Genomic DNA, 24,362 nt, shown 5'->3' on the forward strand with positions numbered 1-24,362 from the left:
ATGGCCCAGGGCCTTGCCGTTTCCGATGTCGTCAACGTCACCGTCAATCTTTCGCCGCTTGCGGCCCCGACCCGGAATTTCGGCGCAGGGCTTCTGATCGGCGCGACTGACGTCATCGACGTGGGCGAGCGTATTCGCCTTTATTCCAACCTGTCCGGCGTCGCGCAGGATTTCTCGATCACGGACCCCGAGTACAAGGCCGCGGTCAAGCACTTCGCGCAGGTTCCGCAGCCCTCGATCGTCTATGTCGGTCGCTGGGCGCGCACCGCGACCTCCGCGACCCTCCGCGGCGGCGTCCTGACGACCGCTGAGCAGGCTCTGGCCAATTTCACGGCCATCACCTCGGGCGCGTTCTACTTCGTGCTGGACGGCGCCCCGCGGACCGTGTCGGGCCTGAACTTCTCGGCTCAGACCAACCTCAACGGCGTCGCCTCGGTCCTGCAGACCGCCGTCGCTGCCCTCGTGGCGAACTCCACCGTCGTTTGGGACGCCGATAACGGTCGCTTCGTCATCAAGTCCGGCACGACGGGCACGAGCTCGACGATCGGCTTCCTTTCCGACCCGACCGCCTTCGGCTATCTCGATTTCGCTTCCCTGCCGGCGAACAACGATACCGTGACCATTCAGGGTACGGTCGTCACGTTCAAGACCTCGGGCGCCACCGGAAACCAGGTCAATATCGCCGGCACCGGCGCTGCGATGGCCACCGCCTTCGCGACGTTCGCCAATGCCTCGGTCGATGCCAACCTGTCGCTGATGACCTATTTGGCGGTCGGCACGAAGGTCTATGTGATCTCGGATCTGACGGGCACGGCGGGCAACGCCTACACGCTGGCCAAAAGCGGCACCAACCCGGCAATTTCGGGCGCCACGCTTGCGGGTGGCTCGGGCACCTCGGTTGCGGCCTTGCTCAAGGGCAAGTCGACCCAGGCCAGCCTTCCGGCGAACGGCGTGGCTGCGGAAACGCTGGCCGCGGGTGTCTCGGCTCTGATCACGGCTTCAGGTGACTGGTATGCTGGCGAGCTCGTGGAAACGGGCGTCGATAGCGCTTCCATCATCGCCGCGGCGCAGATCATCGAAGCCCAGCAGAAAAAGCGCATTTTCGGCGTCACCATCACCGACACCACGGCGATCGACCCGACGAGCACGACCGATCTCGGCTATCTGCTTTCGGCCAACAACCTGGCGCGCACCTTCAGCCAGTACAGCCAGTACGACCCGCAGGCCATCGCCTCGTTTTTCGGCCGCGCCTCCACTGTGAACTTCAACGGGTCGAAGACGACCCTGACCATGAAGTTCAAGCAGGAGCCTGGCGTTCAGGCGGAGACGATCACCGAGACGCAGGCCGCGGCCCTCAAGGCCAAGCGCGTCAATGTTTTCGTCAACTACGACAACTCGACCGCCATCATCCAGGAAGGCGTTATGGCCAATGGCGCGTTCTTCGACGAGCGCCAGGGTCTCGACTGGCTGGAGAACGACGTCCAGACGGCCGTCTACAACCTGCTCTACACCTCGTCGACCAAGATCCCGCAGACTGACGAAGGCACGCACCTCATCGTCACCACGATCGAGGACCGGCTCGCTCAGGCGGTGTCCAACGGCCTGGTTGCGCCGGGCAAGTGGAACGCTGGCGGCTTCGGCCAGCTCAAGCAGGGCGATTACCTGCCCAAGGGCTTCTACGTCTACGCGCCGCCGATCGCGACGCAGAGCCAAGCCGATCGCGAGGCTCGCAAGTCCGTTCCGATCCAGATCGCGGTCAAGTTGGCCGGCGCGGTCCACTCGGTCGACGTCATCATCAACGTGAACCGTTGATCACGCCGGCTTGGGGAACAACAAAGAACTGATCTTTGCGCGAACCTCGGTCACCACTTCGTCGGGGGCAGCTTCGATGAAACCAGATTGCCGCTCAGTCCAAGACAGGCTTTTCACCTGATCAGACAAGACCGCCCCGGTGGTCGAGCATGATGAGGGAAGGGCTACCTCAAAAGGGTAGCCCTTCGCCTGATTAGTGATCGGGCAAAGCACGCAAAGGCGCACCTTCTCGTTATATGCCTTGGGCGAGAGCACAATAGCCGGACGGCGCCCCGCCTGCTCGCGGCCGGCTTGAGGGTCGAAATTCAGGCTAATGATATCCCCTACGTCGGGGCAGTACGGTTCAGCAGAACTCGTTCCCGACCGCAGCAGTTGTGCCAATCTCGCCATGCAGATTCGTCTCGGTTATGCCAGCGAGCAAATCTGCAAGATCGTACTGCGTGTTGCCAAGCGGCTTTACAACTAGGCAGCCGTTTTCCACGGAGATGTCTGCTAAGGCGCCCTCGCCAACGGAAATTTCCTGGGCGAACGACGCAGGAATCCGGACGGCAAGGCTGTTGCCCCACTTCGAAAATCGCGCGTTCATGTGATGCTCTCCTCACAGGCTTGTATGTCGCCTGGATATACAACGAAGATACATCAAGTAGGTTCTTATGCAAGGTGCATATTTAAAAATCGGCACCCCTGCCAATTAGCTGACACCCTCTGGATCTTCCGTGTGAGGCAGGAGGCCTAGCGTCGTGAGCTGCTCGGATACGAGCGCGCGAACTGCCTCCGGGCGGGATGCGGGCGGGTTCTGGTCAACAGCGAACTGATCGATGGCGTCGAGGAGCCGTCTGTCAAAGCGGGTATTCACCGCTTCGCTATCGACCTTAGGGCGACCTCGGGATTTTTTAGCGCTAACAATTGACATGGCTATTTTATAGCGCTAAATAAGTCGGGCCGCAACGGCGCTTGCAACACCGAAGCGGCCCTAACCGAGACCGATCCTTGGGAGATCGACCGTGGCTGTTTATACAGATACCACGCGCCGCCAGATATTGGCGAGCGCTGCGGCAATCCTTTTGCCTCTTCCAGTCTTGGCCGAGCCTCTTCCCGCCACGGCCGGCGGTTTGGCAGCAGATGATATGGCATTGGCGCATGAGTTTTCGGACGCTCTCTGCCGTATCCCCGAACTCCTGAAATACTTCGAAGAGCGCGACGCAGTGTTCTCGCGCTGCAAACAACCCGGCTGGTATCAGGTTGCTTGGAGCGACCCGGACATAAGCGACGAGCCCCGGCGCTGGGCTGCCAGTGTCGACGACTCTGGCGCAGACGCTCTCTACGCCCGCACCTTCCGAGCGAAGGTCGAGGGCTGGGACAAGTTTTAGATCCGCGCAAGCGGACGGCTGGCGGCCCGGGACGATGTGGCATCCATATATCGACTGCCGCCAGCCACTTATTCCAATGCCCGAGCAATCGGGCTGACCGGTGGCCAATAGGCGAATGTCCCCCTCGGAGCCTCTGCCGCCGGTCAACTCTTTCATGCCTAAGCGCCCCTGGCAGGGCGTCATGACGCGAACCGAGAGCTTCCATGGCGCCCGGTCTCGCGAAAGCGAACCCGCGTCAGGTCCTGCCAGGGCCGGGCGTCATGGAGGACAAAATGTCAGCCCAAACCAAGACTTCGACCGTCGATTACCTCGCTGAAGCCGTGAAGCGCGCTCTGGATGACGCCAAGGGCGATGTCCGCGAGGCCACGCGGATGCTTGAAGAGGCAGTTCGGCAGAGCAGGCGCTTACGCGATCTACTGCTCGAACCCCTGATTTCGAACGCCTGTTACGACGCGATCCGTGCTCAAATCCGCGTTGATCGCCGCGACGTTTGGAAGGCGCCGGTCGTCAAGCTGGTTCCGAGCAAGTCTGGCGTGACGGGTTCCTACCGCGTTGCCCAGCTTTCCGCCGGCACGCTGCTCATGTTCCCGCTTCCAGGCGGCAAGCGCCTTGGGGAGGCGACGCGGGGCGATCTGGTCGAGGCCGCCAACTTCTACGCTACGCAGGCCTCGGACATGGTCCACAAGGCCCGGTGGCTGCAGCTAGTGGCGCAGTGCGTCCCCGAAGATAAGACGGTTGGCGACGTGCTGACTGAGGACCGTCTGCGCGACCTCCAGCAGGCGACGCGCGATGCTGAGTGAGAATCAAGAGATCGGTCGCGAGACCGAATGCGGCCGGGCGGCCGTCGAGTTTCTGAACCCCAATGAAGCTGTGCCGCCCGCCGCGCCCACTCAGTTCGCTGGAATCAGCGAATGCGAGGTCGGCCATTCGTTGACTGACGCCCCTGTTCAAGGTGCCGACCTCGCGCCCATTATCGCGGAAATCCGCGAACAATGGCGCAGGCGCCAAGCATGGCACCGCGCCGAAAAATCCCTGACGCTGCAGGCCAAGGCGCTTTGCCGACGGCTTGCGGACGGCGGCGATAAGAAGGAAGCCGACACGATCTACAGTGCCGCCCTCGGCAAAGGCGCTCATCCCATGGGTGAGATCGCGTTCGGCGCGATCTTCCCGCTGGTCGAAGCCCGCGACGGTGTTGAGAAGCACCGCAAGCTGGTCGAGAAGCGGCTGGTCAAGCTCGCAAAGAGCCTACCGATTGCGCCATGGGTCGAAAGCGTCCGCGGCGTGGGGCTCGCTTCCTTGGCCGCAATCGTAGGAGAGGCTGGCGATCTGGCCGCCTACAACAACCCCGCCAAACTGTGGAAGCGCATGGGCCTCGCGGTGATCGACGGAGAGCGCCAGCGCAGGGTGGCGGGCGTGAAGGCGCTCGATCACGGCTATAGCCCAGCGCGCCGCTCGGTCATGTGGAACCTGGGCGCCTGCATCGTGAAGGCGGGTGGCCCGCTCAAACAGATTTACGACGCGCGCAAAGTCTATGAGGCTGAGCGCGTCGAGACGAAGATGCACGCTCATAATCGAGCGCAGCGCTACGTCGAGAAGAGATTCCTGCGAGACCTTTGGTCTCAATGGAGGCGGGCGGCCTAAGGAGAAATGTAGCCCAATCGGCCCTTGCCGCCCGCCATCACTTTGCCTCTCGCTCCGGCGGGAGGTTTTCTTTTGAACTAAGGAGAGCAGGCCGATGGCCTCGAACACCTATTCGTTTTTAGACGTTCAGGCCGCCATCAAAGGCCCGAACGGCTCCTTTTCTATCGGCAGCGGCGCGGGTGTTTCGGATGAGGGCATCACCGTTTCTCGTTCTGATGACGTTGGCTCGCTGACTGCGGGCGCTGACGGCTCATACATGCACTCGCTTCACGGTGCCCGGAACGGCACGGTGACGGTTCGCCTCCTCAAGACGAGCCCGACTAACGCGCTTTTGATGGACATGTACAACACCGATACCGCCTCTTCGGCGGGCTATGGTCAGAACACCATCAGCGTTCGCAATCCTGTCAGTGGCGATTCCGTCACCTGCAACGGCTGCGGCTTCCGCAAGATGCCTGACGTTGTCTACGGCAAGGAAGGGCAGATGCTTGAGTGGACGTGGAACAGCGGCAAGATTGAAGCGATCCTCGGCACCGGCACCCCGGCGGCTCTCTGATGCGTGAACCGATCGAGTTCGAAGTTGGCGCGTTCAAATATCGTTCGCAGCCATTATCCGCCATGGAGCAGGTTCATTTGGTGCGGCGACTCGCGCCAATCCTGAGCGCGCTGCGCGATGCCGCCTCTAGCGGCGATACTGCCGGCATGATCGGCCCTGCTGCGGAAGCGCTAGGCTCGATGGCTGACGAAAACGTCGATTACATCGTGAACGTCTGCATGTCTGGCGTCTCTCGGCAGAAGCCCGGAGACACTGGCTGGGCCAAGGTGTGGCACTCGTCAGCCCGGCGGGCAATGTTCGAAGATATCACGGGTTTCGAGCTTATCTCGATCACATCGAACGTGGTGATGGCTGAAGTCGGGCCTTTTTGGGACGGCCTGGCGTCCAGTTTGACCGCAGGCAGCCGGGCCTAAAATTCGAACCCGTCCACATGCCAGACGGCGAAGACTATGTGCTGCGGCCCGTCATTGAGGGGCTCTGCCGATACGAATCCCTCATTGATGGAAGCCTGAGCCTTCTCGATATCGCGCGCCTGAATGACGCGCTCGATGTTCGGGATGAAAACGCTCATCGCGCACGAGAAGTAGGCAATGGCTGACGTTATCCGCGAATTTCTCGTCAGCCTCGGCTACAAGATCGACGCTGGCTCGGAAAAGCGGTTCGAGGCATCAGTCCGTTCCGCCACGCTGCAGGCCGATCTCCTAGGTCGCGCCATCGCTAAATCGGCGGAAAAGGTCTTCGAGGGCGTCACCCAGATCTCGAAGTCCTTCGAGCAGGTGTATTGGCAGGCTCAGCGGACGCAGGCGACGGTCCAGGGTATTCGGGCCATTGGCTATGCCGCTTCGCAGCTCGGTTCGTCGGCCGAGAGTGCTGGCGCGTCGATCGAGAACTTCGGCCGGCAGCTCAAATGGAATCCAGGGTTCGAAGGCTTTCTCAGGCAACTCGGCGTCGTTTCGCGCGACAGTAAGGGCCTGCGAGCGTCGACTGATATCCTTGTCGACTTCGCCAATAAGATCAAAGGCCGTTCCAAGGCTGAGCAGCTCGGTCTAGCGGAAGTCGCCGGCATCGATCTTGCCACGCTCGAAGCCATCCAATCTGGCACGTTCCAGAAGCGACTCGACGAGTACAACGACAAGCTGAAGGCTCAAGGCCTCAATTCAGCCGAGGCAGCCAAGAAAGGCGCCGAATTTACTCAGGCCATGCGCTCGCTCAATGCCACTCTTGAGGTGGTTGGGCAAAAGCTCATGTCTGAGTTTGCGGGGCCTCTGCAGAAATTTGTAGATTCATTCGATAAGTGGACGAATGACAACGGTAAATCCTTTGTTGAGTTTGTCGAAAGCCTAGGCCGCACGCTCGGAGAACTGGCTGCCTTTGCGGAAAAGGTTGTTACTGCGCTAAAGCCGATGTGGGAAGGTTTCGACAACTTCTCCAAGCAGATCACTGGTCAGAATGGGCTAACGACAGCTATAGAGGTTCTAATTGGCCTCAAACTGGCTGGCTGGCTGCTCGGTGTTGCATCCGCAATTACGTCCGTCGGAACAGCCGCCAGTGGTGCACTTATTAGCGGCGCGCTCGGTCGCTTCTTTGGAATGCTCACGGGAGTCGGCGCCTTTGCTCTGGGCATGACGCCCAGCACCGCCAACGGCGGTGAAGACGCAGAGATCGCCCGACGCCGTGCGAACGGGACTTGGGGGCCGGCCACAGCTGAAGAACTCGCCGCCGGGGTGAAGCCCGGCGGTGGCGCAGACACCAGCATTTGGGGTCGGGTCAAGCGCTGGTGGCGCGGCGGAGACCCATCAGGCGGCGCGGCTTCGGCTCCGACCGGGTCTGCCGGGCAACAGGCCGCGGCTCAAGAGTCCTATGCGTTCTGGCGCGGCAAGGGTCTTTCGCACGAGCAGGCGGTCGGGATGGTCGCAAATGAGCGAGCCGAAAGCAGGCACAATCCCAATGCGCGCGGAGACGGCGGGCGAGCCCACGGATTGTATCAGCATCACCCAGACCGCCGGGCGGCGATTCTGGCGGGCACCGGCATAGACATGTCCAGCGCCACGGCCGCGCAACAGCGGGAAGGGGCATACTGGGAAATGAGCCAGGGAGCTGAGAGAAAAGCGTGGGCGGCGCTCAAGCAGGCTGAGTCGGCCGGCGAAGCAGCGGCCATCGTGAGCAAGCTATACGAGAGGCCCCTAGACCGCGATGGCGAAGCCGCCAAGCGCGCTGCGATGGCAAATGGTCTCTCTAAGGTGCTTCGCTTGGCCACACAGGCAGAAGGTGGCCCAGGTCTACCGCCGTTGGCTCGGTTCAATTCCAGCGCTCTGGGCGTCGCTGCAGACAATGCAGCCCGCGTGGGCGGCGGAACCGGAGCAGCTAGTGGCGCCGCCCTTACCCCATCAATCGCCGGTCGTGGTGATACGACCGTGACCATCAACCAATCCAATAGGGTTGAGGTTATGGGGAGCGGAGATCCTTCGCTGACTGCATCTCAGGTTGGGGATGCACAGCGAGGGCTGGGGCAGGTTCTGCTACGTGACGTGAAGGGGGCGGTTCGTTAGTTCATCTTCGAACCGTCCAGCATCATCCAGCGTTGGTTCACCCAACCTTCTCCGCCTGCAGTTTTGACGTGCCAGCGGTTGCCGGACTTTCCGAGAATGATTGCCGGTGTGTGGTCAGGGAGATTGCGGCATACAGCCTGTTCACGGTCACAAATTGCCGCGCCTGATTTTATCCAGCAATCTTCCTGGCTCAATGACGAGCACAGGCGCTTCACTGCGGAATCCCAGCTTTCGGCCCCCTGCGATGCCGGCGCAAAAGATACTAGGGCGACTAACAATAGGGTTGCTCGGAGCATATCACTGAGCCGGGGTAGTGGGGGCGGAAGTAAGCTTCAACTGATCAAGGATTTTCTGGAGCAGACCGGCAACGATACCCAGTGACAAAACTACTGCTCCCAGCCCCAGGCAAATTCCCGCCTCAATCTCGTGAATTGCGCTTTGAGAGTTCGCTAGGATCAAAACGCCTACGACCATCATCGTGGCGCCCAAGAAATTCAGAACTTTGCCCATTCAGCCCCTCCCGGCACCGCGCGCAAGTTAACAGCGCTATGTCGCCCGTCAACGCGGGCGGGTTCAATCAGGTTTCGCATGGCAATCCTTGACGATGCATTTGCGCTGATCTTCCGCCCAGGCGTGCAGATCGGCACGCTCATCCCGGACGTGATGGTGAGAGAAGCCAGCCGGGATACATTGATCACCACAGACCACCCCGTCGAAACCGGCGCAGCCATCTCTGACCACGCGTTCAAGTTGCCGTCAGAGATCGAAATGGTGATCGGCTGGTCCGATTCAACCGGCGGTTACGTGGGGTACAGCGATGAAGCGTATCAGATGCTTCTGTCGCTTCAGTCACAGCGACAGCCGATTTCAGTTTCAACCGGGCATCGAAACTACGAGAGCATGCTGCCCGTCGGCATTCAGGTGACCCGAGATCAGGCGACATCCAACGTCGTGATGTGCTCCCTGCGCCTGCGCGAGATCATCATTGTAAGCACGCGAACGACGACCGCCCCGAAATCGGCTCAAGCAAACCCTGGCAAAACCGGCTCAACGACGGATGTCGGCCAGCAGTCTCTGAAGAGTTCGGGCACAACGGGCTTTGCCTCACCTTCAGCGAGGGCCTGATGGCTACAATCCAAGAGTTCCCGCTTCGCCCCGAAGCGCAGACGATGACCATTGAGCTCGGCGCAGAACTTTACACGGTGCGTTTCGGTTGGTGCGATACGACAGACGGCGGCTGGTTTCTGGATCTCAGCACGTACGCAGGTGACCCGCTCATCATGGGTCTGCCGCTTACGGCTGGCGAGAACGTCTTGCAGCAGTTTGATTATCTTAATCTGCCCGGCGAAATTCGCGTCCAGACGGACGGCAATGCGCTGGTTGAGCCGACCTACGCCAATCTCGGCAGCAACGGGAAAGTGGTTTTCATCTCCCCATGACGCGGCAGTATCTTCGCAAACTGGAGCTCACGGTCGAAGGGGGCGGGAAGACGATTGATCTCTCTGAGCTTCGTGTGCGCTTTCTGGTGCAACAGGAAATTCAGCGCCAGCGACCGGCTGTCTCGCAGATCACCATCTCGAACCTGTCAAACGACACCGCCAACCTCATCAATAAGGAAGGCAAAACCGTATCGTTGAAGGCGGGTTATGAGGATGGCTTTGGGCTGATTCACAAGGGAGAGATTTATCAGAAGCGCGGCCCGGCCAGAGAGACGCCGGTCGATAAATACCTCACGCTAAATAGCAAATCCGGCGATACCGCCTATTCGTTTGCCGTCGTGAACAAGACCCTGGCAGCGGGCCATACCTTTCGCGATCAGGTCGACGTCGCGTTAGCTGCTATGAAGCCCTTCGGTATATCGGCCGGTTTCATTGCCGATCTCGGTTCACAGAAGATGCCCCGCGGGCGCGCGCTTTTCGGCATGGCCCGCGATCTTCTGCGCACGGTGGGGCAATCGACGAATAGCTCATGGACGATCCGCGACCAAAAGCTGGAGATCGTCAAGAATGACAAGGCGATGGATGGGGACGCTTTCGTTCTCAATTCGACCACTGGCTTGATCGGTATGCCCGTTCAAACAACGGGCGGCATTCAAGTCAGGATGCTCCTCAATCCGCAGGTCCGTCCGGGTACGCGGCTTAAGATTGACCAAGCATCGATCCAGCAGGCGACGCTTACGCAGGACTACTTCAACCCGTTGGACGTACAGCAGTCGCAGCTTGCGAGCATTGCCGCGGATGGGTTCTACAAAGTTCTGTACCTTGAGCACTCCGGGGATACTCGCGGGACGGCTTGGTACACCGATTGCGCCTGCGTGGCGACCAGCGAGCAAGGTTTGGTGCTCAAGACGTTTGTCAACCAAGGCATCCCGGTAGACGTTTGATGGCAATGGATCTCAGAGACCGCAGCGACAGCTTCGAAGAGACGCTGCGCGCGATGTTCGACGACTTCAAGTCGGGCTTCTTTACCGCAATGCCTGCTCGTGTCGTCAGCTACGACGCCGAAAAGCAGACTATCACTGCTCAGCCGGCGATTAAGGCCTATCAACTTCAGCCAGATGGCTCGTCAAAGGCCGTTGACTACCCAGTTATCCCAGATATCCCCGTTCAATTTCCTGGAGCTGGGGGGCAGACCATGACCTTCCCGGTGAAAGAAGGTGACGAGTGCCTTTTGAACTTCTGTTCCAAGTCTCAAGATTCTTGGCAACAGAGTGGAGGCACTCAGGTACCTATGGATGCTGGCGGGAATAACCTGTCAAATGCATTTGCAATGCTGGGTTTTCGCTCTAACCCGAAGGCGCTGGCTAACGTCTCGACCGACGCGACCGAAGTCCGCTCGGACGACGGCAACACCAAGATCAGCCTTTCCGGATCTGGGGGTGTGGGTATCGCGACGGATAAGACGGTTTCGGTTGCCGCTGCGCAAGGGATCACGATCGGTTCTGGCTCTGGCGAGACTGCCATCACGGGAACGGTTCGGATCACGGGTGAGCTTATCGTCAACAACATCGTTTTCTCGACACACAAGCACACCGGCGTTCAGTCCGGCAGCGATACCTCAACAGGCCCGACGAACTGAGCCATGAAGATTTATAGAACCCTTTAAAAATCATACGGTTGGCATATATCGTCCGGATGGATAAGCCTTACTATGTCTACGTCTTATTTCGCCAGAATGGAGAGCCATTCTACGTCGGGATGGGGAAGGGAGACCGATGGCTTGTCCATGAGAAACGAGCTCATTTTCAGCGCAGCCACAGAGACCGCATCATAGTCTCTGTCGTTTCTTCAATGGGTGATTTGCCGAAAATCAAAGTTCGGGAAGGTCTCACCCGCGAGGAAGCAGTTGAGACTGAGATCGCGTTGATCAGCTCTATTGGCCGCGAGCCGGCCGGTCCCCTCATCAACCAGACGAGGGGAGGTGATGGCGTCGTGGATCTACCAGAGGAAACCAGGCGGCTGATTGGGCGCAAAGTTAGCGTCAGGACAAAAGGTCGGAAGCAGGCTACCGAGCACACGGAGAAGATTCGGGCCGCCCATATCGCCATGAAGAAGGTGATAACCGCCGAACAGCGTTCGGCGATCAGCGCATCGCTATCTGGCAGAGTTAGGCCTGATTTGAGCGAAGCTCGACGCGGTAGGCCGCTCTCTGAAGAGGTAAAGGCCAAACTACGAGGTCGAAAGCACTCGGAGGCGGCACGCTCAAAGATTTCCGCAGCACTCCGCGAGCGCGATCGAAAGCCCGAAACCGGACGTAAGATTGGAGATGCGCTTAGGGGGCGCCCGAAGTCGGAAAGCCATATCGCAAAACTATCTCTGGTCGCCGGCAACAACACCCGCGGCAAGGTTTGGATCACGGACGGCGAACGAAGCCGCAGAACTTTGCCAGGCGATGCCTTGCCAGCAGGTTGGAGGATGGGACGTGCGTTACAGAAAGCTTTCGCCAGAGGGTGATTATCAGTTCGGCAATGGCACCTCCGACTTCTGGGTCGACGTGCCGGACGCTGTCGCGCAGGCGGTGAAGACGCGCCTCTTCCTCTTCGAAGGAGAGTGGTTCCTGGATAGCCGCGAAGGCATGACCTGGAACACTGAGGTCCTAGGCGTCCGCACTGCCAATACGCGCGACCCGGCCATTCGCCGCCGCGTGCTGGGCACACAGGGTGCCAAGTCTCTCCTCGACTATACGAGCTCGCTCGACCGCGACACGCGCGGGTTCAGCGTCAACCTGACCATCGACACCATCTACGGCGTCGCCACCGTGACCGGGGTGAATTTCTAATGGCTCTCCCTGTCTGCACGATCGATGCAAACGGCATTTACAAGCCGGATTACGCGGCCGTGCTCGCCTATTTGCAGGACGAGTTTCGCGGCATCTACGGGCAAGACGTCTATATCGATCCCGATTCTCAAGACGGCCAGCTACTCGCTATTTTCGCCGCCGCGGTCGACCAAGCCAATGCGATGGCGGTGCAGGTCTACAACGCCTTTTCGCCCTCGACTGCGCGTGGCGTCGGGCTTTCTTCGGTCGTCAAGATCAATGGCATCAAGCGCCTTGTGGCCTCCAACTCGACCGTCGATTTGACAGTGGTTGGACAAGCCGGAACCACGATCACTGGCGGTATCGCGAAGGACGATGCGGGCAATCAGTGGCTTCTGCCGGCCAGCGTCACGATCCCCTCAGGCGGCTCGATCACGGTCACCGCGTCAGCAAAGGACGCCGGGGCTATCCTGGCGCTGCCTGGCACCGTGACAACCATCGGCACGCCCACGCGCGGCTGGCAGAGCGTCACGAATGCCAACGCCGCGGCACCCGGTCAGCCGATCGAGCTAGACGCTGAACTGAAGCAGCGTCAGACCATCTCGACCGCCTTGCCGTCTCTGACCGTGTTCGAGGGCACCATGGGCGCTGTCGCCTCGATCACGGGCGTTGAGCGCCTGAAGGGCTACGAGAACGACACTGGCACGACTGACGGAAACGGCATCCCGGCGCATTCGATCTCGCTGGTCGTGCAGGGCGGCGATGCCACGGCTATCGCCCAAGCGATTGCGAACAAGAAGACGCCTGGCACTGGCACCTATGGGACGACCAGCGTCACGATTACAGACGAATATGGTGTTGCTCGCGCGATCAAGTTCTATCGACCGACGACCGCGACCATCAAGGTCAATATCTCGCTGACGGCGCAGTCCGGCTACACCGCTGCGATCGAGGCGAGCATCAAGCAATCGATCGTCGACTTCATCAACGGCCTCGATATCGGCGGGACAAACGGCTTCGTCGAATGGGCGGAGATGTTCGTTCCCGCAAACCTTTCACTTTCGCCCGGCGCCAAGACCTACAAGGTGACGGCGCTGACCATCGCGAAGAACGCCGGCTCGTTCGGCACTTCCGATCTGGCCATTGCCTTCAATGAGGCCCCGACGGCGGATCTGACCAACGTCGCAATCACGGTGTCCTGATGGCAGATGTCGATAGCTATCTCGGGCTCATAACGTCGTTCCATAGAGGCAAGCCGAAGTTTGCGGCGATGATAAAGGCTCTGGTTGAGCCGGTCGTCGCGCAGCAAGCCTTCATGGAGCACCTGCCGCTCGATTTCGATCTGGACCAAGCCATAGGGGTTCAACTCGACGCGGTTGGCGAATGGGTCGGACGCTCGCGTTTCGTGAAGGTTCCAATCGCCAATGCCTGGTTTTCTTGGGACACGGCGCTAAAGGGCTTCGACCAGGGCGTCTGGTATCAGTCCCAGTACGACACGCCAGCCGGCATCACTCGCCTCGACGACGATACCTACAGGACACTGCTTCGGGCAAAGATCGCGGCGAACAATTGGGATGGCACGCTGCCCAGCGCAAAGCAGGCTTTGGAAATCCTGTTCCCGAATGGCGACACCAATATCATCATCGTCGACAATCAGGACATGACGATCACTTTCGGCGTTGCTGGCGTGATCCCCTCAGCCTTGTTCATTGCGCTCTTGTCACAGGGGTATCTGCCGCTGAAGCCAGAAGGCGTGCGGGCAAACTACCTGATCACAACGGTAAGCGGCCCGCTTTTCGGGTTCGACGTCCAGAACGAGTTCATTTCTGGCTGGGATAACGGCGCCTGGGGCGCTCCTCCGAGCTACTTCACTTCCTGATCATCGGAGCACTCGATGCCCACCAATGACTTCCTGCCGTTCGCTACGGCGGGCGGCGCAAACGTGCTTTCGCAGTCGGACTGGAACGCACTCGCAGCGCGCCTGTCCGGCTACGTCGCTGGCGTTGCTCAGTCTCAGCAGGTGAACAAGGGCCTGCGCCAGTCCGCCGCCATGGCTGCGATGCTTGGTCAATTTATCAACGACTATGGCGGCTTTGACGCCCTGGACGATGGCAACACCGCCAATCTTGAGATTGCGCTGGCGCGGACGCTTCAGCAAGGCAAGTTCCTGCTCGGGGTTGCCACCGGCACCGCGAACGCTTGGGTTCTGACGCCCGTCCCGTCGATCGTGGCCTATGCTCTTGGCCGTCCGATGCTGGTCACGATCCCTGCGACTAATACCAGTACAACCGTCAATGCCAATGTCTCCGCACTGGGCAATCGGCGCGTCAAGAAAAGCAATGGCACCGATCCCGCAATCGGTGATTTGGTTTCGGGACAGTTGGTCTGGTGTGCTGACGACGGCACGAACATCCGCGTATTGACCCAGCTCCCGAGCGATATCATTGCTGGCTTGAGCGCGTCGGGTACGGCCCCCCAACTCAACTTCTTTGAGATGGTTACGGGTAATACCCAGTCCGTCCCGACGTCCACGATCACGGTGGTCAACGACTTTTCCGTAACCGCTTCGAAGCCAAGCGATGCCACATTCGGCTCAGGCGGAGTCGTCACCATCGGCGCCAAATCGGCAGGCGTTTGGTCCGTTTCGCAGCAGTACTACCCCAGCCAAGCCGGCGGCGCTGCAACCGTGACACAGGCCTATCTAATCAAGAACGGCGCAACTGTCCTGAACCAGACGGTTGCGGGCACCTTCTGCACGAACTCGGGCTCGGTTCGCGTAGCTGCCGGGGACACTTTGTCGATGGCTGTTTGGCAAAACTCGGGAGGCAACCGCACAAACTCCTTCCCCGGCGCGCTGCCTCTCACGACTGTTTTTAATCTCTACCAGATGTCGTCTTGAGGGCAGAATGGACGCTATTGTTCGCTCATTCCCCGGGGCCGAAGTGGTTGCGAGTATGCCGATCGCATCCGCTTTGCCCGACGGTCTCATCATCCCGCCTGGCGTTTATTCTTACGCGGGCCAGGCGCGCGATTGCACTGCAGAGCGGGTTCACTCGTTCTGGCAGCCTGGCGTCGATCGAGAATACCGCGTGGTCTGGGGTGGCGATGTCGCGAAACTGATTGCATCGCTAGCCTGGCTCAGTGCGATCGGCGCCAGTGATATCAGTGTGCCCCTTCCTACAATTACGGCCAAGGCCAAGTGGTTTAAGCCTCGGCTTCTCTGCGGCCGCACGGTCGAATGGATTCGCTCGATCTGCGTACCTCTCGGCGTCGAAACCCGCACGGCGCGTGCGCTCACGGCGGGGGCGCCAAATGGTTACTTTGAGGGGCACGTTCTGCTCGAAGCTAAGGTTGGCGGAACTTGGCAGCTCTTTGACCCCGCGGCTGGCTTTGATTTCCAGGGACGCTCGATAAGGGATGCTCTGCCGCTCCAGACAGGAGTGATGCGGCGAATCTCGGAGAAGTCTGTGGCGGTTGAGCAGATCGCCAGTTCGCAATTTGACCCCCTTGTTTGGGCCGAATCGACGCTTGCGACGCCTGCGGAAATGGAAGCCGAGTGGCTTCGTGTGCTTCAGATTGCTGGTATCGACCACCCCAATGGCGAAACTTGGTGGCGCATCACGCCTGCGTTTTCTGACCGCTCAGCCTGGGTTCAAAGCCTCTCCCCTGCCTACCGCTGCAAAAGTGCAGATGAGTGGGACTCGGCATTTTACGCTTCATAGGAGTCATCCGTGACCCGTCAGTTTTTCTCTGCGCCCGCGGCCAATCCGCGGGGCGCTTTCGCGCGTCAGTTTGGTGGTCCCTGATGTCGAGATACAACTGTGGTCTTGGGCTCGTCAGCGACATCCCCTTCGTTGCCGGGGATGAGATCGTGCAGGGCTTTATCATCCTGGCCGAGAAGGCGATCGCAGACCTGACGGGATGGACCGTAACGGCCGAAATATGGGCCGGCGGGATTGTGCAAGGCGGCATTGCCGCCTCAGTCGAGATCAGCAACCCCGATCCGGTAGCCGGGGACGCTCACGGCCGAATTCGAATCGTCGAAAGCGAGACCGCCAAGCTGGCGAAGGTCGGTGCTGTATTCGTTCGCCTGGTCTGCATCAATCACGGGCGCACGATGCATACCGCAGGCACCGGGCTGCGCGAGATCACCGGTCCGGCGCCAGCCGTCAGCGGAACCGACGTCCTGGATTGCCTGCTCGTGGGCGTCCGCGCGGCGGATCTGATCCAAACCATCACTTACACCGATGACGACTACGCCGCCTTCGCAGCGGCCGCCTGAGGAGCGATCATGGCTTTCAACATCAAGGATTTCGTCAGTGGCCTGGCGGTCAAGATCAAGTCGACGGCGGACGGCAGCAATGGCGAGGTGCCGCATCACCATGTCGATTCCTCGGCGCTGCCGTCGGGCGCGGCCACGGCTGCGAAGCAGGATCTCGCGCTGGCGGAACTCGCCTCGATCGAAGATCGTCTCGCCGCCGGCATCAACGTCGGGGTGCAGTTCCCGGCGACGCAGCCCGTTTCCGGTCCACTGACGAACACGGAGCTCCGTGCGGCGGCGGTCCCGGTTTCCGCCGCTGCGCTCCCGCTGCCCTCTGGCGCCGCCACCTCGGCAAAGCAGGACACGCTGGCTGCTCTTGTCGGAGAGGTTCAGGCCAACCCGACCGCGAACACAGTTCTGGATCGCCTGAAAGCCATCGCAGCCGCGCTGGCCGGTCTTCTCGGCGTCACCCCGCAGATGGCGTCCGGCGGCAACATCTCGGCTCAGACAGCCAATCCCGGCACGACCTACACCGCCTTCGGCTCGCAGGCCTGCAAGCAGGTCACCATCGTCAACGACACCGGCACGGCGATCCTCGTGCAGCAGGGCGCGGCGGGCGTCGCCGTGCCGATCTTCGATCAGAGCGCCTTCACCTTCTTCGGCCTGTCCAATGCCAACGCGCTGGGCGTGAAACGGAAAGACGACGGCAACACGCAAGTGACGGTCGCCGCGCGCTGGGAGGCGTGACGTGAAGGGACAGCTCAATGCCCGCATGCCCGGTCTTAGGGCGACGCGCCGCCTTGGCACGGGTGGTGGGACGCCTGTCGCCCCGGCGGCGCTCGACCCGCCTGTCACGGCGGCGATGTCATCCAATCTTGTGGAGGCTTGGGGCTTTGACCGGCTGGTCGAAGGCTTCTCTGGCAATACCGTCGCCGTGAAGAACAATGACACGGCTGCTACCGTGAACTATGGCCCTGACAGCAGCGGACGTTTCGCAGGGGCGCTCCCTACCAATTCCGATCTTCTGAACTTCATCGGTCAGAAGGGGACCGGGATAACGCTCGCGGCAGTTTCGGGAAGCTCCACGCTGGCCTTGACGCGCAGCGGAGTAGCTCCGCGTCTCGCGGCTGCGCAAGGTTCGGACGCACAACTGACCCGGTCGGCGTCAGATGGCAGCATCGGCGTTGACCTCGCGGGCGTCGGCATGCTCCAGACGGCGGCTCTGCCCGTTTCGCTCTCTGCGGAAGGGTATGAGCTTCATATCCTCTGGTCGCCAAACAACCGCAAGCGCTCCAGTGGAGACAGTGTCGACCCGCTAACCGGCGACAATGTCCGCGAGAACATCTGTTGCTATGGGCTGAACTCCAACAATCAGATGATCGCCTACATGGGGGGCGGTGCTGCGACTGACTTTGCGCGTATGCAGGCGGGCGGGCAGCAGAACCAGACTACCGGCAAAGGGCCTTCAGGCACCTATCGTTTCAAGGCCAAGGCGCAATACGTCACCAGCTACGTGATGTCGCAGACCTCCTTCATGGAGATCGAGCATGGCAAGGTTACGAAGTCTGTCGCGCTCAACGCTGCTACCACGACCGCCATTCAAGGTGCATCGATGGACAACGGCGTCATCGGCATCGGTGGGGTTTTCGCGGGCTCAAGCAGCAGCGCCCTGGCCACCACCTTCCGGGGCAACATGGTGGTGTCGGCGGTGATCCTCACCAAGGCCCTCACGGACCTTGAGCGGTTCCTGCTCCAGGCAAAGCTCTCGGCCATCGGCCAGCAGCACCGTGTGAAGGCGAAAGCGGACATCGAGGCTATGTTCGACGAGATCGTCGACATGAGAGACGCTGATCCGGTCACTGGCCGCGTGGTTGGCAAAAAGGGTCAGCTTACCGTCGACTTCAATCAGCCCGCCTTCACATTCGGGTACACTTTGCCGAATTTTGGCCTGACCGGCATCAGGTCGCCGGGCAACGAGACGACCCGCAGCTTTCAGGCGACGAATAACTGGTTCTACGAGTGCACGACTGGGACAGTTTTGCGTATCGGCTTCCTCGAAAGCGGCCCGCAGAACAACAACCTGCAGTTCGACTTCAATATGGCGAACGGAAACCCACAGGTCGACAATCGCGGCGACTGCTCGCTGATGTTCGGCTTTCACCACGCCGTTCCGGCCATCGGCACGAAACTCGCGCTGTCAATCGACGGCACAAACCCCTCAAAGTTGGGAACCCGCTTGACGGCGGCCGGGGCAACCTTCGGTGCGACCCTCTACGATGGGCAGAACCAGACCAACGGGAAATACAACTACTTCACCGCCCACATTGGCATGACTTACGGCGAGACGTTCGGGTCGTACACTTGGACCCAATCGACGTGGGAGAACACAGATGTATCCGCGCCGTATCAGCTAGACGCGCCGGTGTTCAAGCCTACGCCGGATAACCTGCAATACCCGTTTAAGCCGAGCCAATTGCAGCTCCATATCGGAACCTTTGAAGCGCCGTCCGGATGGAACCCTTCAAGCCCAAACACGTCGTTGTTCCTGTCGGGCAAGGGCAGAAGCTATGTGTCTGGCGGATTGGTGCAGCCTCTCGGCCATATGGACGGCAGCTATTCTGCGGTTGACCGCACGGGCGTCAGGCAAGGTGACGCGAACCATCGCATCCAGTCCAACCCGTATCAGTATCAGATGATGGGAACGCGCTGTCTGTGGGCCTTCAAGAAGGACAAGGCGTTCACTCAGACCGAGGCTGAGATCGTTGCGGTCAATGCCTACAAGCTAGTCACATAACCGGGCTATACAATCTCTCCGGTCTCCACATTCCGGAACTTATGAGTGGCGATGAGGTAGAGGGCCTCAGCGAGAAAATCGAGTGCGTCAGGGTTGGCAAATTCGACGATGCGCGTAACGCGGTTAGCCTTCGCAAATGCCTTGAGTTCGTCAGATGGTGCCACTGGAACGACGAATGTGAAGGGAGCATTCGGCCCCATCTCCTTACGCAGCCACGTTACATAGCTGAGTTGCTGATCGTTCAGAGTGCCGGGACAATTGAAAATCACTCCAGCGCCTCCAATCACTTGGTCGCCGCCAGTTACAAAGTCTCGGTAGGAGATGATCTGCGCTCTTTTCGTGAATGCAAGCGCCTCTCGCAATGTCTTGCCGGTGGCATCATCCACGCCCAGCACAACGACGCCGGGCGGCACAATTCGGTAGTCTTGGAGATTCGTGGGCATCGTCTACTCCGAAGAAGCGGCAACAATTGCGCCGTGACGATATCTGAAATTCGGGCAGTCGCAACGGCGCCCGGGAACCCATCACCCTTTGCAGGGCAGATAACCCATGACCGAGGCCTCTGTCGAGGCCGCGCTGACTAAGCTTGGCTATGCGCTGAATGGCTGCGCCTTGCGCCGGATTGCGGTGCTTAAGGCGTTCCAGATGGCGCATTGCCTGCGCGTAACCGGCGTGGCCGATCCCCTGACGATCAAGGCGTTGCAGGCCGTCACGGCAGAGCGCCCGGCATTTCGGAAAGAGCCATGAAGAAGCACCCGTCAGGCCGCAAGGTCGAGGCGCTGGATAAGCGCGACTATTCGATGATGGCTCATCGCCGCATCGGCTTCGTTTGCCCTCGGCTCAATGAGGCACTGCCGCCGCGACACGACACCTACGCGGTCGGCTTCGCATCGGGCTTTCCCGATCGCGACGATCTCTATCTCCAAACGGAGGCCAAGACGTGAAGCGCATTCTTATCGCTTCGGGCTTGGCCGCCATGCTCTCCGCTTGCGCCGGGGAGATCGCATTGCTGCGCTGTGCTGCCGTCCAGCACGACGCCAATCGCCGCTGTACCTGAGGTTTCCATGCGTCTCGTCCCAAACTGGCGCCGGGTGCTGAAAAGCACCTGGTCGATCAGGCTCGTCATCATCGCAGGCGCGCTCTCCGGAGCCGAAATCGCGCTCCCCCTCATCCAAGACCTTCTACCCATCCCCCGCGGGGTTTTCGCGGGGCTGTCCTTTGCCGCGACCGCGGGCGCTTTCGTGGCCCGCTTCGTGGCCCAGCAATCTGTTTCGGGAACTGAAGAATGAGCCGCGTCAAGAAAAGCGCTCAGGTCGCTGCCCTGACCGCCGCGATCCTTGGCGGGTTTGAGGGCTTCCGGCAGACCGCATACCCCGACCCTGCGACCAAGGGATATCCTTGGACGGTCTGCTATGGCGAGACGCGCCTGACGGACGGTAAGCCAATCCGTCCGGGCATGAAGTTCACGGTTGAAGAGTGCAAGGCGATGCTCTTGGCTCGCGCCGATGAATTTGGGACCGCGCTGGAACGCTGCGTTCCTTCTGCTCAATCCATGCCTGCCAAGCGCTACGTCGCGCATCTCAGCCTCGCCTACAACATCGGAACCGGCGCCTACTGCTCCTCAAGCGTGGCCCGCCTCCAGAACGCCGCGCAGCCCAAAGCCGCCTGCGACGCATTCCTCAAATGGGACAAGGCTGCAGGCGTCCGCTTCCCCGGCCTGACGCGCCGTCGCACCGAAGAGCGTGCCATGTGCCTGGAGGGCCTGTGATGTTGGCTCTCCTAATGGCCCGAATCAGCAAGCCGCTGATCTATGCGGCCATCGCACTGGCCATTCTCGCCTTGGCCGGTCTCGGATTCTGGCGCGGCTTCGCCGCCATCGAGCGCATGCAGGACAAGGCGGTTAAGACCGCCATCGCGCTCAACAATGCCGAATGGCAGGCGCAAATCCAGGCCGCCAATGCCAAGGCCCAAGCCGAGCGCGACGCGCAGGCTCGCGCAGCCGAGCAGGCATCCCGGCAAGCTGCCGAAGAAATCTCCCGTCTGAATGACAGCCTTGTCAAAAAGGAAGCCCGCAATGCCGAGCTGCCGAACCCTGATGATTGTGGCCTTGACGCTGATCGTGTCCGCTTGCTCAACGAGAAGTGACAAGCCGACCGTCAAGGTCGAGTTCATCCGGCCTGACATTCCGGCAGAGGCGCGCATTGCCTGCCCGAAGCCGGTCCAGACCGAAATACGCAAGCTCACGGTATCCGAGACGTTCCGCTACTGGGACAAGGATCGAACGGCTCTCAAGGTCTGCGAGCAGCGCCGGAAGGCTGCGGTCTCCGCTGCGGACGGAGCCCCCTGATGCCGGTGACGATCGAATTGGTCGGCTACATTGCAGCCGCCGTCGGGGCATTGGCCCTGGTTTGGTTTCGGATTGAATCGCTGGTGAAGGTCTCGCGTCGCGAGCTCGCGGCTGATGCCGCAGCGATCGAGGCCGATGTCCGAAAGCTGAACGACGACTTCAAGAGCTACCAGATCCACGTAGCCGAGACCTATGCCTCAAAGCAGGGCCTCAAGGAGCAGATGGCTCCATTGTTCGATGCCGTCAAAGACGTAGGTGGCCAAGTACGCCACCTTAGCGAGCGCCTGGATCGCGTGATCGAAAACCGCCCGGCGCCCGCCCGCCGCTCCACAACCTCCTAGTTTCCTCACCCCGGAGATACCAATGCGGAACCTGCATATTGCGGGATTGCTGGCGCTCGCCTTTCTCATGGCAGCATGCAGCACGGCGGCCGGCACCAAATCGGCCGGCCATACCGTCAAGCTCGTCATCGACGCAGGCGGCCACGGCTCCGGCGTGCATATCGGCAACGGATTCATCGTCACCGCGGCGCATGTCGCTTCCGACCAGACCAAGATGACGGTCAAAGCGGACGATGGCTCGTCCCGCGAGGCGACCGTGCTTTGGGTGAACAAAAAGTACGACGTCGCCATGCTTCGCATGGACCCTGCCGAAAAGATCGGCGTTGCGCGTCTGGCTTGCCGCGAGCCGCGACAGGGCGAAAATCTTCACGCCCGCGGGAACCCTGGCAATATCGAATTCATCACTACCAATGGCCGCGTAGCCGGTGGCGTGCGTGAGGTCGGGCCGTGGTCTTCGGTCTTCGTCTTCGACGCGACCGTGGCGCCCGGCATGAGCGGCGGTCCTGTCTTGGACAATGACGAGCGGGTTGTCGGCATCACCGTAGGGCTTATGCTCGTCCCGCTGGGCTTCAGCCCAGCGCTCGTTCCCATCTCGTACATCGTGCCCGCAAGTACGGTGTGCATGCTGATGGGCCGCGCATGACGGCGGGCGTTAGTGACGAGGTCTTGGCTGAGACGATCGCCGCCTATGAAGCCTGCGAGCGCAATCAGACCAAGACGGCCATGGCGCTGGGGCTGTCGCGCGGTGGCCTGCAAAGCCGCCTGCACCAGGCAGCGGCGCGGGGGATGATGGGCCAGCCCGAGGTTGACCCTGAGATTGCCGAAGCCGCGCAGGCCGGTGGAATTTCGGACCCGAAAAACCTCTCTCACTTCTGGAAAATCGTCAAAGATCAGGACGGGAATGGGTATTCCCTGTTCGTCAAGAATCCGAAGAACGGCCAGGATATTCGCATCAACGACCTGGTGCGAGAGGCAATCCTTGAGACGCCCGCCAGCTTGGCAAGCCTGCCGCCGCGAGAAGCCCAAGGCGGTGATCACCTCCTGGTTATAGACCTGGCCGATGTTCACTTTCTGAAGCTCTGCGTCCAGGCAGAGACCGGCTATGTCTATAACCGCGAGGTGGCGCGGCATCGAGTCATCGAGGGGACCAAGGCTCTTCTTCGAATGGCCCGGCCGTGGGGCATCGCCCGTGTCCTGTTCGTCATGGGAAACGACATTCTCCATGTCGACGGCCCGCGGACCAGCACGACGAGCGGGACTTATCAGGACAGCGACGGCACGATCTTCCAAGGCTTCAAGGATGCTGGTTCGGCTCTAGAGGCGGCCATTAATGAGGCCTCCGGGCTTGCCGACGTCGATCTGATCCACTGCATGTCCAATCACGATTGGCTTATGGGATGGGCGCTCACGCAGACCGTGGCGGCTCGGCTTCGCTCCAATCCGAGGGTGCGCGCTACCGATTACAACGTCTCCGAGCGTCACCGGAAATATTACCGCTTCGAGAAGAACCTGTTTGGCCTCACCCATGGCGACGGTGCCAAGGAGGAGAAGCTTTACGGGTTGATGGTCGGAGAGGCCCGAGAACACATCTCGGAGTGCAAGAATCTCTATTGGCTCCTGCACCATTTGCACCACAAGATCCGCAAGACCCGCGGCGAATTCGAGTTCCTTCGCGAGAAGGACCACAACGGCATGACGGCCCATATCAAGGGCACGCCGAACCCTGACGGGCACCACCTCAACATCGAATACGTCCGCTCCCCGTCAGCGCCGGACGGCTGGCACGATCGAAACGGCTACGTGAATCGGCAGGCGGTGGAGTGCTTCATCTATCACCCAACGATTGGTCAGAGAGCTCGCTTTACGGAGTGGTTTTGATGAGCGCGCATGACCGATATGATCCCCCTCAAAAAGCCGAGCTCGTGACGTTCTGGACCAAAGATGGCCAGACCGTCATGAGCATCGTGGCTGGCGGCAAAGTGCAGGATTTCGAGATACCGCTGCACGTCCTTGAGGGCGCCGGACGAAGGGCGCTGGAGACCCTGCTGGCGGCCGCTCGGGGTGGCATGAAAAACTAGGATCAATGCCAAATGGCATTCAGGGCTCAGCCGAAAGGCTGGGCCTTTTTTGTTTCTTGACTCCACACGGAGTGGGGCCAAAACAGGAACGATGCTCGCCGGCCCAAACCGCCACACGCTCTACATGCACGGTGTTCCGCTGCTCTGCGAGTGCAAGGACTGCGGGCGCAGGGCTGCGGTCGAGTGCGGCCGGCAGGGCAATATGACGACGCTCAACCGGGTCAGGGTCGTTTGCAGCCATTGCGGGAGCCGGAACGTCTGGCGCGGCATGGCTCATGATAAGGCGCGGACGGAAGAGTGGCTTGCCGGTGATCTATCGCGGGCAACGCTGGAGCCTCCGCATGAGGACGCTCTGG

35 protein-coding genes are annotated in these 24,362 nt (G+C 60.5%); 31 read left to right on the forward strand and 4 right to left on the reverse strand.

Features of this window, described 5'->3' with window-relative positions; genetic code table 11:
* The gene (locus AC3WMA_RS12240; protein ID WP_492285626.1) at positions 1-1,812 is read left to right on the forward strand and encodes a DUF3383 domain-containing protein; all 1,812 of its coding nucleotides are present in this window, start codon (positions 1-3) and stop codon (positions 1,810-1,812) included.
* On the opposite strand, the gene mazF is transcribed toward AC3WMA_RS12240, so the two are convergent.
* Complete coding sequence (gene mazF / locus AC3WMA_RS12245; protein WP_492285627.1) at positions 1,813-2,193, reverse strand: endoribonuclease MazF; 381 nt, start codon at positions 2,191-2,193, stop codon at positions 1,813-1,815. It abuts the gene before it with no gap.
* The gene (locus AC3WMA_RS12250) at positions 2,156-2,398 is read right to left on the reverse strand and encodes an AbrB/MazE/SpoVT family DNA-binding domain-containing protein (RefSeq protein ID WP_492285628.1); all 243 of its coding nucleotides are present in this window, start codon (positions 2,396-2,398) and stop codon (positions 2,156-2,158) included. Before AC3WMA_RS12250 ends, mazF begins: the two co-directional genes overlap by 38 nt.
* Before the next feature lie 418 nt (positions 2,399-2,816).
* Here AC3WMA_RS12250 and AC3WMA_RS12255 point away from each other — a divergent pair, with 418 nt between their 5' ends.
* The 7 genes from AC3WMA_RS12255 to AC3WMA_RS12285 all read left to right on the forward strand — a co-directional run bounded on the left by AC3WMA_RS12255 (position 2,817) and on the right by AC3WMA_RS12285 (position 7,928).
* A complete protein-coding gene (locus AC3WMA_RS12255) occupies positions 2,817-3,182 on the forward strand; it encodes a hypothetical protein (protein ID WP_492285629.1) in 366 nt (121 codons plus the stop codon).
* Between the two features lie 203 nt (positions 3,183-3,385).
* The gene (locus AC3WMA_RS12260) at positions 3,386-3,982 is read left to right on the forward strand and encodes a hypothetical protein (protein ID WP_492285630.1); all 597 of its coding nucleotides are present in this window, start codon (positions 3,386-3,388) and stop codon (positions 3,980-3,982) included.
* On the forward strand, positions 3,972-4,823 hold the full coding sequence (tas, locus tag AC3WMA_RS12265) for a TIGR-Tas system RNA-guided endonuclease (protein ID WP_492285631.1): 852 nt from the start codon (positions 3,972-3,974) through the stop codon (positions 4,821-4,823). The genes AC3WMA_RS12260 and tas overlap by 11 nt, the downstream gene beginning before the upstream one ends.
* Positions 4,824-4,917: 94 nt before the next feature.
* Positions 4,918-5,379, forward strand: coding sequence for a tail tube family protein (locus tag AC3WMA_RS12270; protein WP_492285632.1), 462 nt, complete (start codon positions 4,918-4,920; stop codon positions 5,377-5,379).
* Positions 5,379-5,792 (forward strand): phage tail assembly chaperone, encoded by a 414-nt coding sequence (locus AC3WMA_RS12275; RefSeq protein WP_492285633.1) that lies wholly within the window; start codon positions 5,379-5,381, stop codon positions 5,790-5,792. The genes AC3WMA_RS12270 and AC3WMA_RS12275 overlap by 1 nt, the downstream gene beginning before the upstream one ends.
* Positions 5,793-5,809: 17 nt before the next feature.
* Complete coding sequence (locus AC3WMA_RS12280; RefSeq protein WP_492285634.1) at positions 5,810-5,977, forward strand: DUF6889 family protein; 168 nt, start codon at positions 5,810-5,812, stop codon at positions 5,975-5,977.
* Positions 5,970-7,928, forward strand: a complete 1,959-nt coding sequence (locus tag AC3WMA_RS12285) for a phage tail tip lysozyme (protein WP_492285635.1) — start codon at positions 5,970-5,972, stop codon at positions 7,926-7,928. The genes AC3WMA_RS12280 and AC3WMA_RS12285 overlap by 8 nt, the downstream gene beginning before the upstream one ends.
* A gap of 297 nt (positions 7,929-8,225) precedes the next feature.
* Here AC3WMA_RS12285 and AC3WMA_RS12290 read toward each other — a convergent pair whose 3' ends face one another.
* Entirely contained in the window at positions 8,226-8,438 is a 213-nt protein-coding gene (locus AC3WMA_RS12290; RefSeq protein WP_492285636.1) for a hypothetical protein, read from the reverse strand.
* A gap of 78 nt (positions 8,439-8,516) precedes the next feature.
* Here AC3WMA_RS12290 and AC3WMA_RS12295 point away from each other — a divergent pair, with 78 nt between their 5' ends.
* From AC3WMA_RS12295 to AC3WMA_RS12355, 13 genes are all read left to right on the forward strand, one after another.
* Positions 8,517-9,053 carry a phage baseplate protein gene (locus AC3WMA_RS12295; protein WP_492285637.1) on the forward strand — a complete coding sequence of 179 codons (537 nt, stop codon included), beginning with the start codon at positions 8,517-8,519 and terminating at the stop codon, positions 9,051-9,053.
* Entirely contained in the window at positions 9,053-9,367 is a 315-nt protein-coding gene (locus AC3WMA_RS12300; protein WP_492285638.1) for a phage baseplate plug family protein, read from the forward strand. The genes AC3WMA_RS12295 and AC3WMA_RS12300 overlap by 1 nt, the downstream gene beginning before the upstream one ends.
* Positions 9,364-10,311: a phage protein gene (locus tag AC3WMA_RS12305; RefSeq protein WP_492285639.1), complete on the forward strand. Its 948-nt coding sequence runs from the start codon at positions 9,364-9,366 to the stop codon at positions 10,309-10,311. The genes AC3WMA_RS12300 and AC3WMA_RS12305 overlap by 4 nt, the downstream gene beginning before the upstream one ends.
* Positions 10,311-11,006, forward strand: coding sequence for a Gp138 family membrane-puncturing spike protein (locus tag AC3WMA_RS12310; protein WP_492285640.1), 696 nt, complete (start codon positions 10,311-10,313; stop codon positions 11,004-11,006). The genes AC3WMA_RS12305 and AC3WMA_RS12310 overlap by 1 nt, the downstream gene beginning before the upstream one ends.
* A gap of 38 nt (positions 11,007-11,044) precedes the next feature.
* Positions 11,045-11,881 (forward strand): NUMOD3 domain-containing DNA-binding protein, encoded by an 837-nt coding sequence (locus AC3WMA_RS12315; protein ID WP_492285641.1) that lies wholly within the window; start codon positions 11,045-11,047, stop codon positions 11,879-11,881.
* Positions 11,850-12,206: a contractile injection system sheath initiator gene (locus AC3WMA_RS12320; protein WP_492285642.1), complete on the forward strand. Its 357-nt coding sequence runs from the start codon at positions 11,850-11,852 to the stop codon at positions 12,204-12,206. The genes AC3WMA_RS12315 and AC3WMA_RS12320 overlap by 32 nt, the downstream gene beginning before the upstream one ends.
* Positions 12,206-13,387: a baseplate J/gp47 family protein gene (locus AC3WMA_RS12325; protein WP_492285643.1), complete on the forward strand. Its 1,182-nt coding sequence runs from the start codon at positions 12,206-12,208 to the stop codon at positions 13,385-13,387. The genes AC3WMA_RS12320 and AC3WMA_RS12325 overlap by 1 nt, the downstream gene beginning before the upstream one ends.
* A complete protein-coding gene (locus AC3WMA_RS12330) occupies positions 13,387-14,064 on the forward strand; it encodes a DUF2612 domain-containing protein (RefSeq protein WP_492285644.1) in 678 nt (225 codons plus the stop codon). The genes AC3WMA_RS12325 and AC3WMA_RS12330 overlap by 1 nt, the downstream gene beginning before the upstream one ends.
* A gap of 15 nt (positions 14,065-14,079) precedes the next feature.
* A complete protein-coding gene (locus AC3WMA_RS12335; protein ID WP_492285645.1) occupies positions 14,080-15,084 on the forward strand; it encodes a hypothetical protein in 1,005 nt (334 codons plus the stop codon).
* Positions 15,085-15,091: 7 nt separating this feature from the next.
* Positions 15,092-15,907 carry a hypothetical protein gene (locus tag AC3WMA_RS12340; protein ID WP_492285646.1) on the forward strand — a complete coding sequence of 272 codons (816 nt, stop codon included), beginning with the start codon at positions 15,092-15,094 and terminating at the stop codon, positions 15,905-15,907.
* 83 nt (positions 15,908-15,990) lie between these two features.
* Positions 15,991-16,467, forward strand: a complete 477-nt coding sequence (locus AC3WMA_RS12345; protein ID WP_492285647.1) for a hypothetical protein — start codon at positions 15,991-15,993, stop codon at positions 16,465-16,467.
* A 9-nt stretch (positions 16,468-16,476) separates the two neighbouring features.
* Entirely contained in the window at positions 16,477-17,193 is a 717-nt protein-coding gene (locus tag AC3WMA_RS12350; RefSeq protein ID WP_492285648.1) for a hypothetical protein, read from the forward strand.
* A 1-nt stretch (position 17,194) separates the two neighbouring features.
* Positions 17,195-19,240: a hypothetical protein gene (locus AC3WMA_RS12355; RefSeq protein ID WP_492285649.1), complete on the forward strand. Its 2,046-nt coding sequence runs from the start codon at positions 17,195-17,197 to the stop codon at positions 19,238-19,240.
* Positions 19,241-19,245: 5 nt separating this feature from the next.
* On the opposite strand, the gene AC3WMA_RS12360 is transcribed toward AC3WMA_RS12355, so the two are convergent.
* A complete protein-coding gene (locus AC3WMA_RS12360; RefSeq protein WP_492285650.1) occupies positions 19,246-19,683 on the reverse strand; it encodes a calponin homology domain-containing protein in 438 nt (145 codons plus the stop codon).
* Positions 19,684-19,789: 106 nt separating this feature from the next.
* Between AC3WMA_RS12360 and AC3WMA_RS12365 the strand changes: the two genes are divergently transcribed.
* The 10 genes from AC3WMA_RS12365 to AC3WMA_RS12410 all read left to right on the forward strand — a co-directional run bounded on the left by AC3WMA_RS12365 (position 19,790) and on the right by AC3WMA_RS12410 (position 24,006).
* Positions 19,790-19,987: a peptidoglycan-binding domain-containing protein gene (locus AC3WMA_RS12365; protein ID WP_492285651.1), complete on the forward strand. Its 198-nt coding sequence runs from the start codon at positions 19,790-19,792 to the stop codon at positions 19,985-19,987.
* A complete protein-coding gene (locus tag AC3WMA_RS12370; protein WP_492285652.1) occupies positions 19,984-20,184 on the forward strand; it encodes a hypothetical protein in 201 nt (66 codons plus the stop codon). The genes AC3WMA_RS12365 and AC3WMA_RS12370 overlap by 4 nt, the downstream gene beginning before the upstream one ends.
* 120 nt (positions 20,185-20,304) lie before the next feature.
* Positions 20,305-20,529 carry a DUF7940 domain-containing protein gene (locus AC3WMA_RS12375; protein WP_492285653.1) on the forward strand — a complete coding sequence of 75 codons (225 nt, stop codon included), beginning with the start codon at positions 20,305-20,307 and terminating at the stop codon, positions 20,527-20,529.
* On the forward strand, positions 20,526-21,008 hold the full coding sequence (locus AC3WMA_RS12380; RefSeq protein ID WP_492285654.1) for a lysozyme: 483 nt from the start codon (positions 20,526-20,528) through the stop codon (positions 21,006-21,008). The genes AC3WMA_RS12375 and AC3WMA_RS12380 overlap by 4 nt, the downstream gene beginning before the upstream one ends.
* Before the next feature lie 14 nt (positions 21,009-21,022).
* Positions 21,023-21,385: a hypothetical protein gene (locus tag AC3WMA_RS12385; RefSeq protein ID WP_492285655.1), complete on the forward strand. Its 363-nt coding sequence runs from the start codon at positions 21,023-21,025 to the stop codon at positions 21,383-21,385.
* The gene (lysC, locus tag AC3WMA_RS12390; RefSeq protein ID WP_492285656.1) at positions 21,348-21,587 is read left to right on the forward strand and encodes an Rz1-like lysis system protein LysC; all 240 of its coding nucleotides are present in this window, start codon (positions 21,348-21,350) and stop codon (positions 21,585-21,587) included. Before AC3WMA_RS12385 ends, lysC begins: the two co-directional genes overlap by 38 nt.
* On the forward strand, positions 21,587-21,928 hold the full coding sequence (locus tag AC3WMA_RS12395; RefSeq protein WP_492285657.1) for a hypothetical protein: 342 nt from the start codon (positions 21,587-21,589) through the stop codon (positions 21,926-21,928). Before lysC ends, AC3WMA_RS12395 begins: the two co-directional genes overlap by 1 nt.
* 22 nt (positions 21,929-21,950) lie before the next feature.
* Entirely contained in the window at positions 21,951-22,571 is a 621-nt protein-coding gene (locus AC3WMA_RS12400; RefSeq protein ID WP_492285658.1) for a S1C family serine protease, read from the forward strand.
* Positions 22,568-23,806, forward strand: coding sequence for a hypothetical protein (locus tag AC3WMA_RS12405; RefSeq protein ID WP_492285659.1), 1,239 nt, complete (start codon positions 22,568-22,570; stop codon positions 23,804-23,806). Before AC3WMA_RS12400 ends, AC3WMA_RS12405 begins: the two co-directional genes overlap by 4 nt.
* Complete coding sequence (locus tag AC3WMA_RS12410) at positions 23,806-24,006, forward strand: hypothetical protein (RefSeq protein WP_492285660.1); 201 nt, start codon at positions 23,806-23,808, stop codon at positions 24,004-24,006. The genes AC3WMA_RS12405 and AC3WMA_RS12410 overlap by 1 nt, the downstream gene beginning before the upstream one ends.
* The last annotated feature ends 356 nt before the right edge of the window (positions 24,007-24,362 follow it).

The sequence above is a fragment of the Allobosea sp. FW305-C-101 genome (assembly GCF_058783685.1).

What these genes read in the sequence shown, in the direction of transcription:
- AC3WMA_RS12290 (WP_492285636.1), bottom strand. Translation starts at nt 8,438, where the DNA reads ATGGGCAAAGTTCTGAATTTCTTGGGCGCCACGATGATGGTCGTAGGC.
- AC3WMA_RS12285 (WP_492285635.1), top strand. Translation starts at nt 5,970, where the DNA reads ATGGCTGACGTTATCCGCGAATTTCTCGTCAGCCTCGGCTACAAGATC.
- AC3WMA_RS12405 (WP_492285659.1), top strand. Translation starts at nt 22,568, where the DNA reads ATGACGGCGGGCGTTAGTGACGAGGTCTTGGCTGAGACGATCGCCGCC.
- AC3WMA_RS12325 (WP_492285643.1), top strand. Translation starts at nt 12,206, where the DNA reads ATGGCTCTCCCTGTCTGCACGATCGATGCAAACGGCATTTACAAGCCG.
- AC3WMA_RS12335 (WP_492285645.1), top strand. Translation starts at nt 14,080, where the DNA reads ATGCCCACCAATGACTTCCTGCCGTTCGCTACGGCGGGCGGCGCAAAC.
- AC3WMA_RS12300 (WP_492285638.1), top strand. Translation starts at nt 9,053, where the DNA reads ATGGCTACAATCCAAGAGTTCCCGCTTCGCCCCGAAGCGCAGACGATG.
- AC3WMA_RS12395 (WP_492285657.1), top strand. Translation starts at nt 21,587, where the DNA reads ATGCCGGTGACGATCGAATTGGTCGGCTACATTGCAGCCGCCGTCGGG.
- AC3WMA_RS12310 (WP_492285640.1), top strand. Translation starts at nt 10,311, where the DNA reads ATGGCAATGGATCTCAGAGACCGCAGCGACAGCTTCGAAGAGACGCTG.
- AC3WMA_RS12350 (WP_492285648.1), top strand. Translation starts at nt 16,477, where the DNA reads ATGGCTTTCAACATCAAGGATTTCGTCAGTGGCCTGGCGGTCAAGATC.
- AC3WMA_RS12375 (WP_492285653.1), top strand. Translation starts at nt 20,305, where the DNA reads ATGCGTCTCGTCCCAAACTGGCGCCGGGTGCTGAAAAGCACCTGGTCG.
- AC3WMA_RS12340 (WP_492285646.1), top strand. Translation starts at nt 15,092, where the DNA reads ATGGACGCTATTGTTCGCTCATTCCCCGGGGCCGAAGTGGTTGCGAGT.
- AC3WMA_RS12400 (WP_492285658.1), top strand. Translation starts at nt 21,951, where the DNA reads ATGCGGAACCTGCATATTGCGGGATTGCTGGCGCTCGCCTTTCTCATG.
- AC3WMA_RS12330 (WP_492285644.1), top strand. Translation starts at nt 13,387, where the DNA reads ATGGCAGATGTCGATAGCTATCTCGGGCTCATAACGTCGTTCCATAGA.
- AC3WMA_RS12260 (WP_492285630.1), top strand. Translation starts at nt 3,386, where the DNA reads ATGGCGCCCGGTCTCGCGAAAGCGAACCCGCGTCAGGTCCTGCCAGGG.
- AC3WMA_RS12250 (WP_492285628.1), bottom strand. Translation starts at nt 2,398, where the DNA reads ATGAACGCGCGATTTTCGAAGTGGGGCAACAGCCTTGCCGTCCGGATT.
- AC3WMA_RS12305 (WP_492285639.1), top strand. Translation starts at nt 9,364, where the DNA reads ATGACGCGGCAGTATCTTCGCAAACTGGAGCTCACGGTCGAAGGGGGC.
- AC3WMA_RS12410 (WP_492285660.1), top strand. Translation starts at nt 23,806, where the DNA reads ATGAGCGCGCATGACCGATATGATCCCCCTCAAAAAGCCGAGCTCGTG.
- AC3WMA_RS12270 (WP_492285632.1), top strand. Translation starts at nt 4,918, where the DNA reads ATGGCCTCGAACACCTATTCGTTTTTAGACGTTCAGGCCGCCATCAAA.
- AC3WMA_RS12280 (WP_492285634.1), top strand. Translation starts at nt 5,810, where the DNA reads ATGCCAGACGGCGAAGACTATGTGCTGCGGCCCGTCATTGAGGGGCTC.
- AC3WMA_RS12380 (WP_492285654.1), top strand. Translation starts at nt 20,526, where the DNA reads ATGAGCCGCGTCAAGAAAAGCGCTCAGGTCGCTGCCCTGACCGCCGCG.
- tas (WP_492285631.1), top strand. Translation starts at nt 3,972, where the DNA reads ATGCTGAGTGAGAATCAAGAGATCGGTCGCGAGACCGAATGCGGCCGG.
- AC3WMA_RS12295 (WP_492285637.1), top strand. Translation starts at nt 8,517, where the DNA reads ATGGCAATCCTTGACGATGCATTTGCGCTGATCTTCCGCCCAGGCGTG.
- AC3WMA_RS12385 (WP_492285655.1), top strand. Translation starts at nt 21,023, where the DNA reads ATGGCCCGAATCAGCAAGCCGCTGATCTATGCGGCCATCGCACTGGCC.
- AC3WMA_RS12240 (WP_492285626.1), top strand. Translation starts at nt 1, where the DNA reads ATGGCCCAGGGCCTTGCCGTTTCCGATGTCGTCAACGTCACCGTCAAT.
- AC3WMA_RS12360 (WP_492285650.1), bottom strand. Translation starts at nt 19,683, where the DNA reads ATGCCCACGAATCTCCAAGACTACCGAATTGTGCCGCCCGGCGTCGTT.
- AC3WMA_RS12275 (WP_492285633.1), top strand. Translation starts at nt 5,379, where the DNA reads ATGCGTGAACCGATCGAGTTCGAAGTTGGCGCGTTCAAATATCGTTCG.
- AC3WMA_RS12345 (WP_492285647.1), top strand. Translation starts at nt 15,991, where the DNA reads ATGTCGAGATACAACTGTGGTCTTGGGCTCGTCAGCGACATCCCCTTC.
- AC3WMA_RS12365 (WP_492285651.1), top strand. Translation starts at nt 19,790, where the DNA reads ATGACCGAGGCCTCTGTCGAGGCCGCGCTGACTAAGCTTGGCTATGCG.
- AC3WMA_RS12370 (WP_492285652.1), top strand. Translation starts at nt 19,984, where the DNA reads ATGAAGAAGCACCCGTCAGGCCGCAAGGTCGAGGCGCTGGATAAGCGC.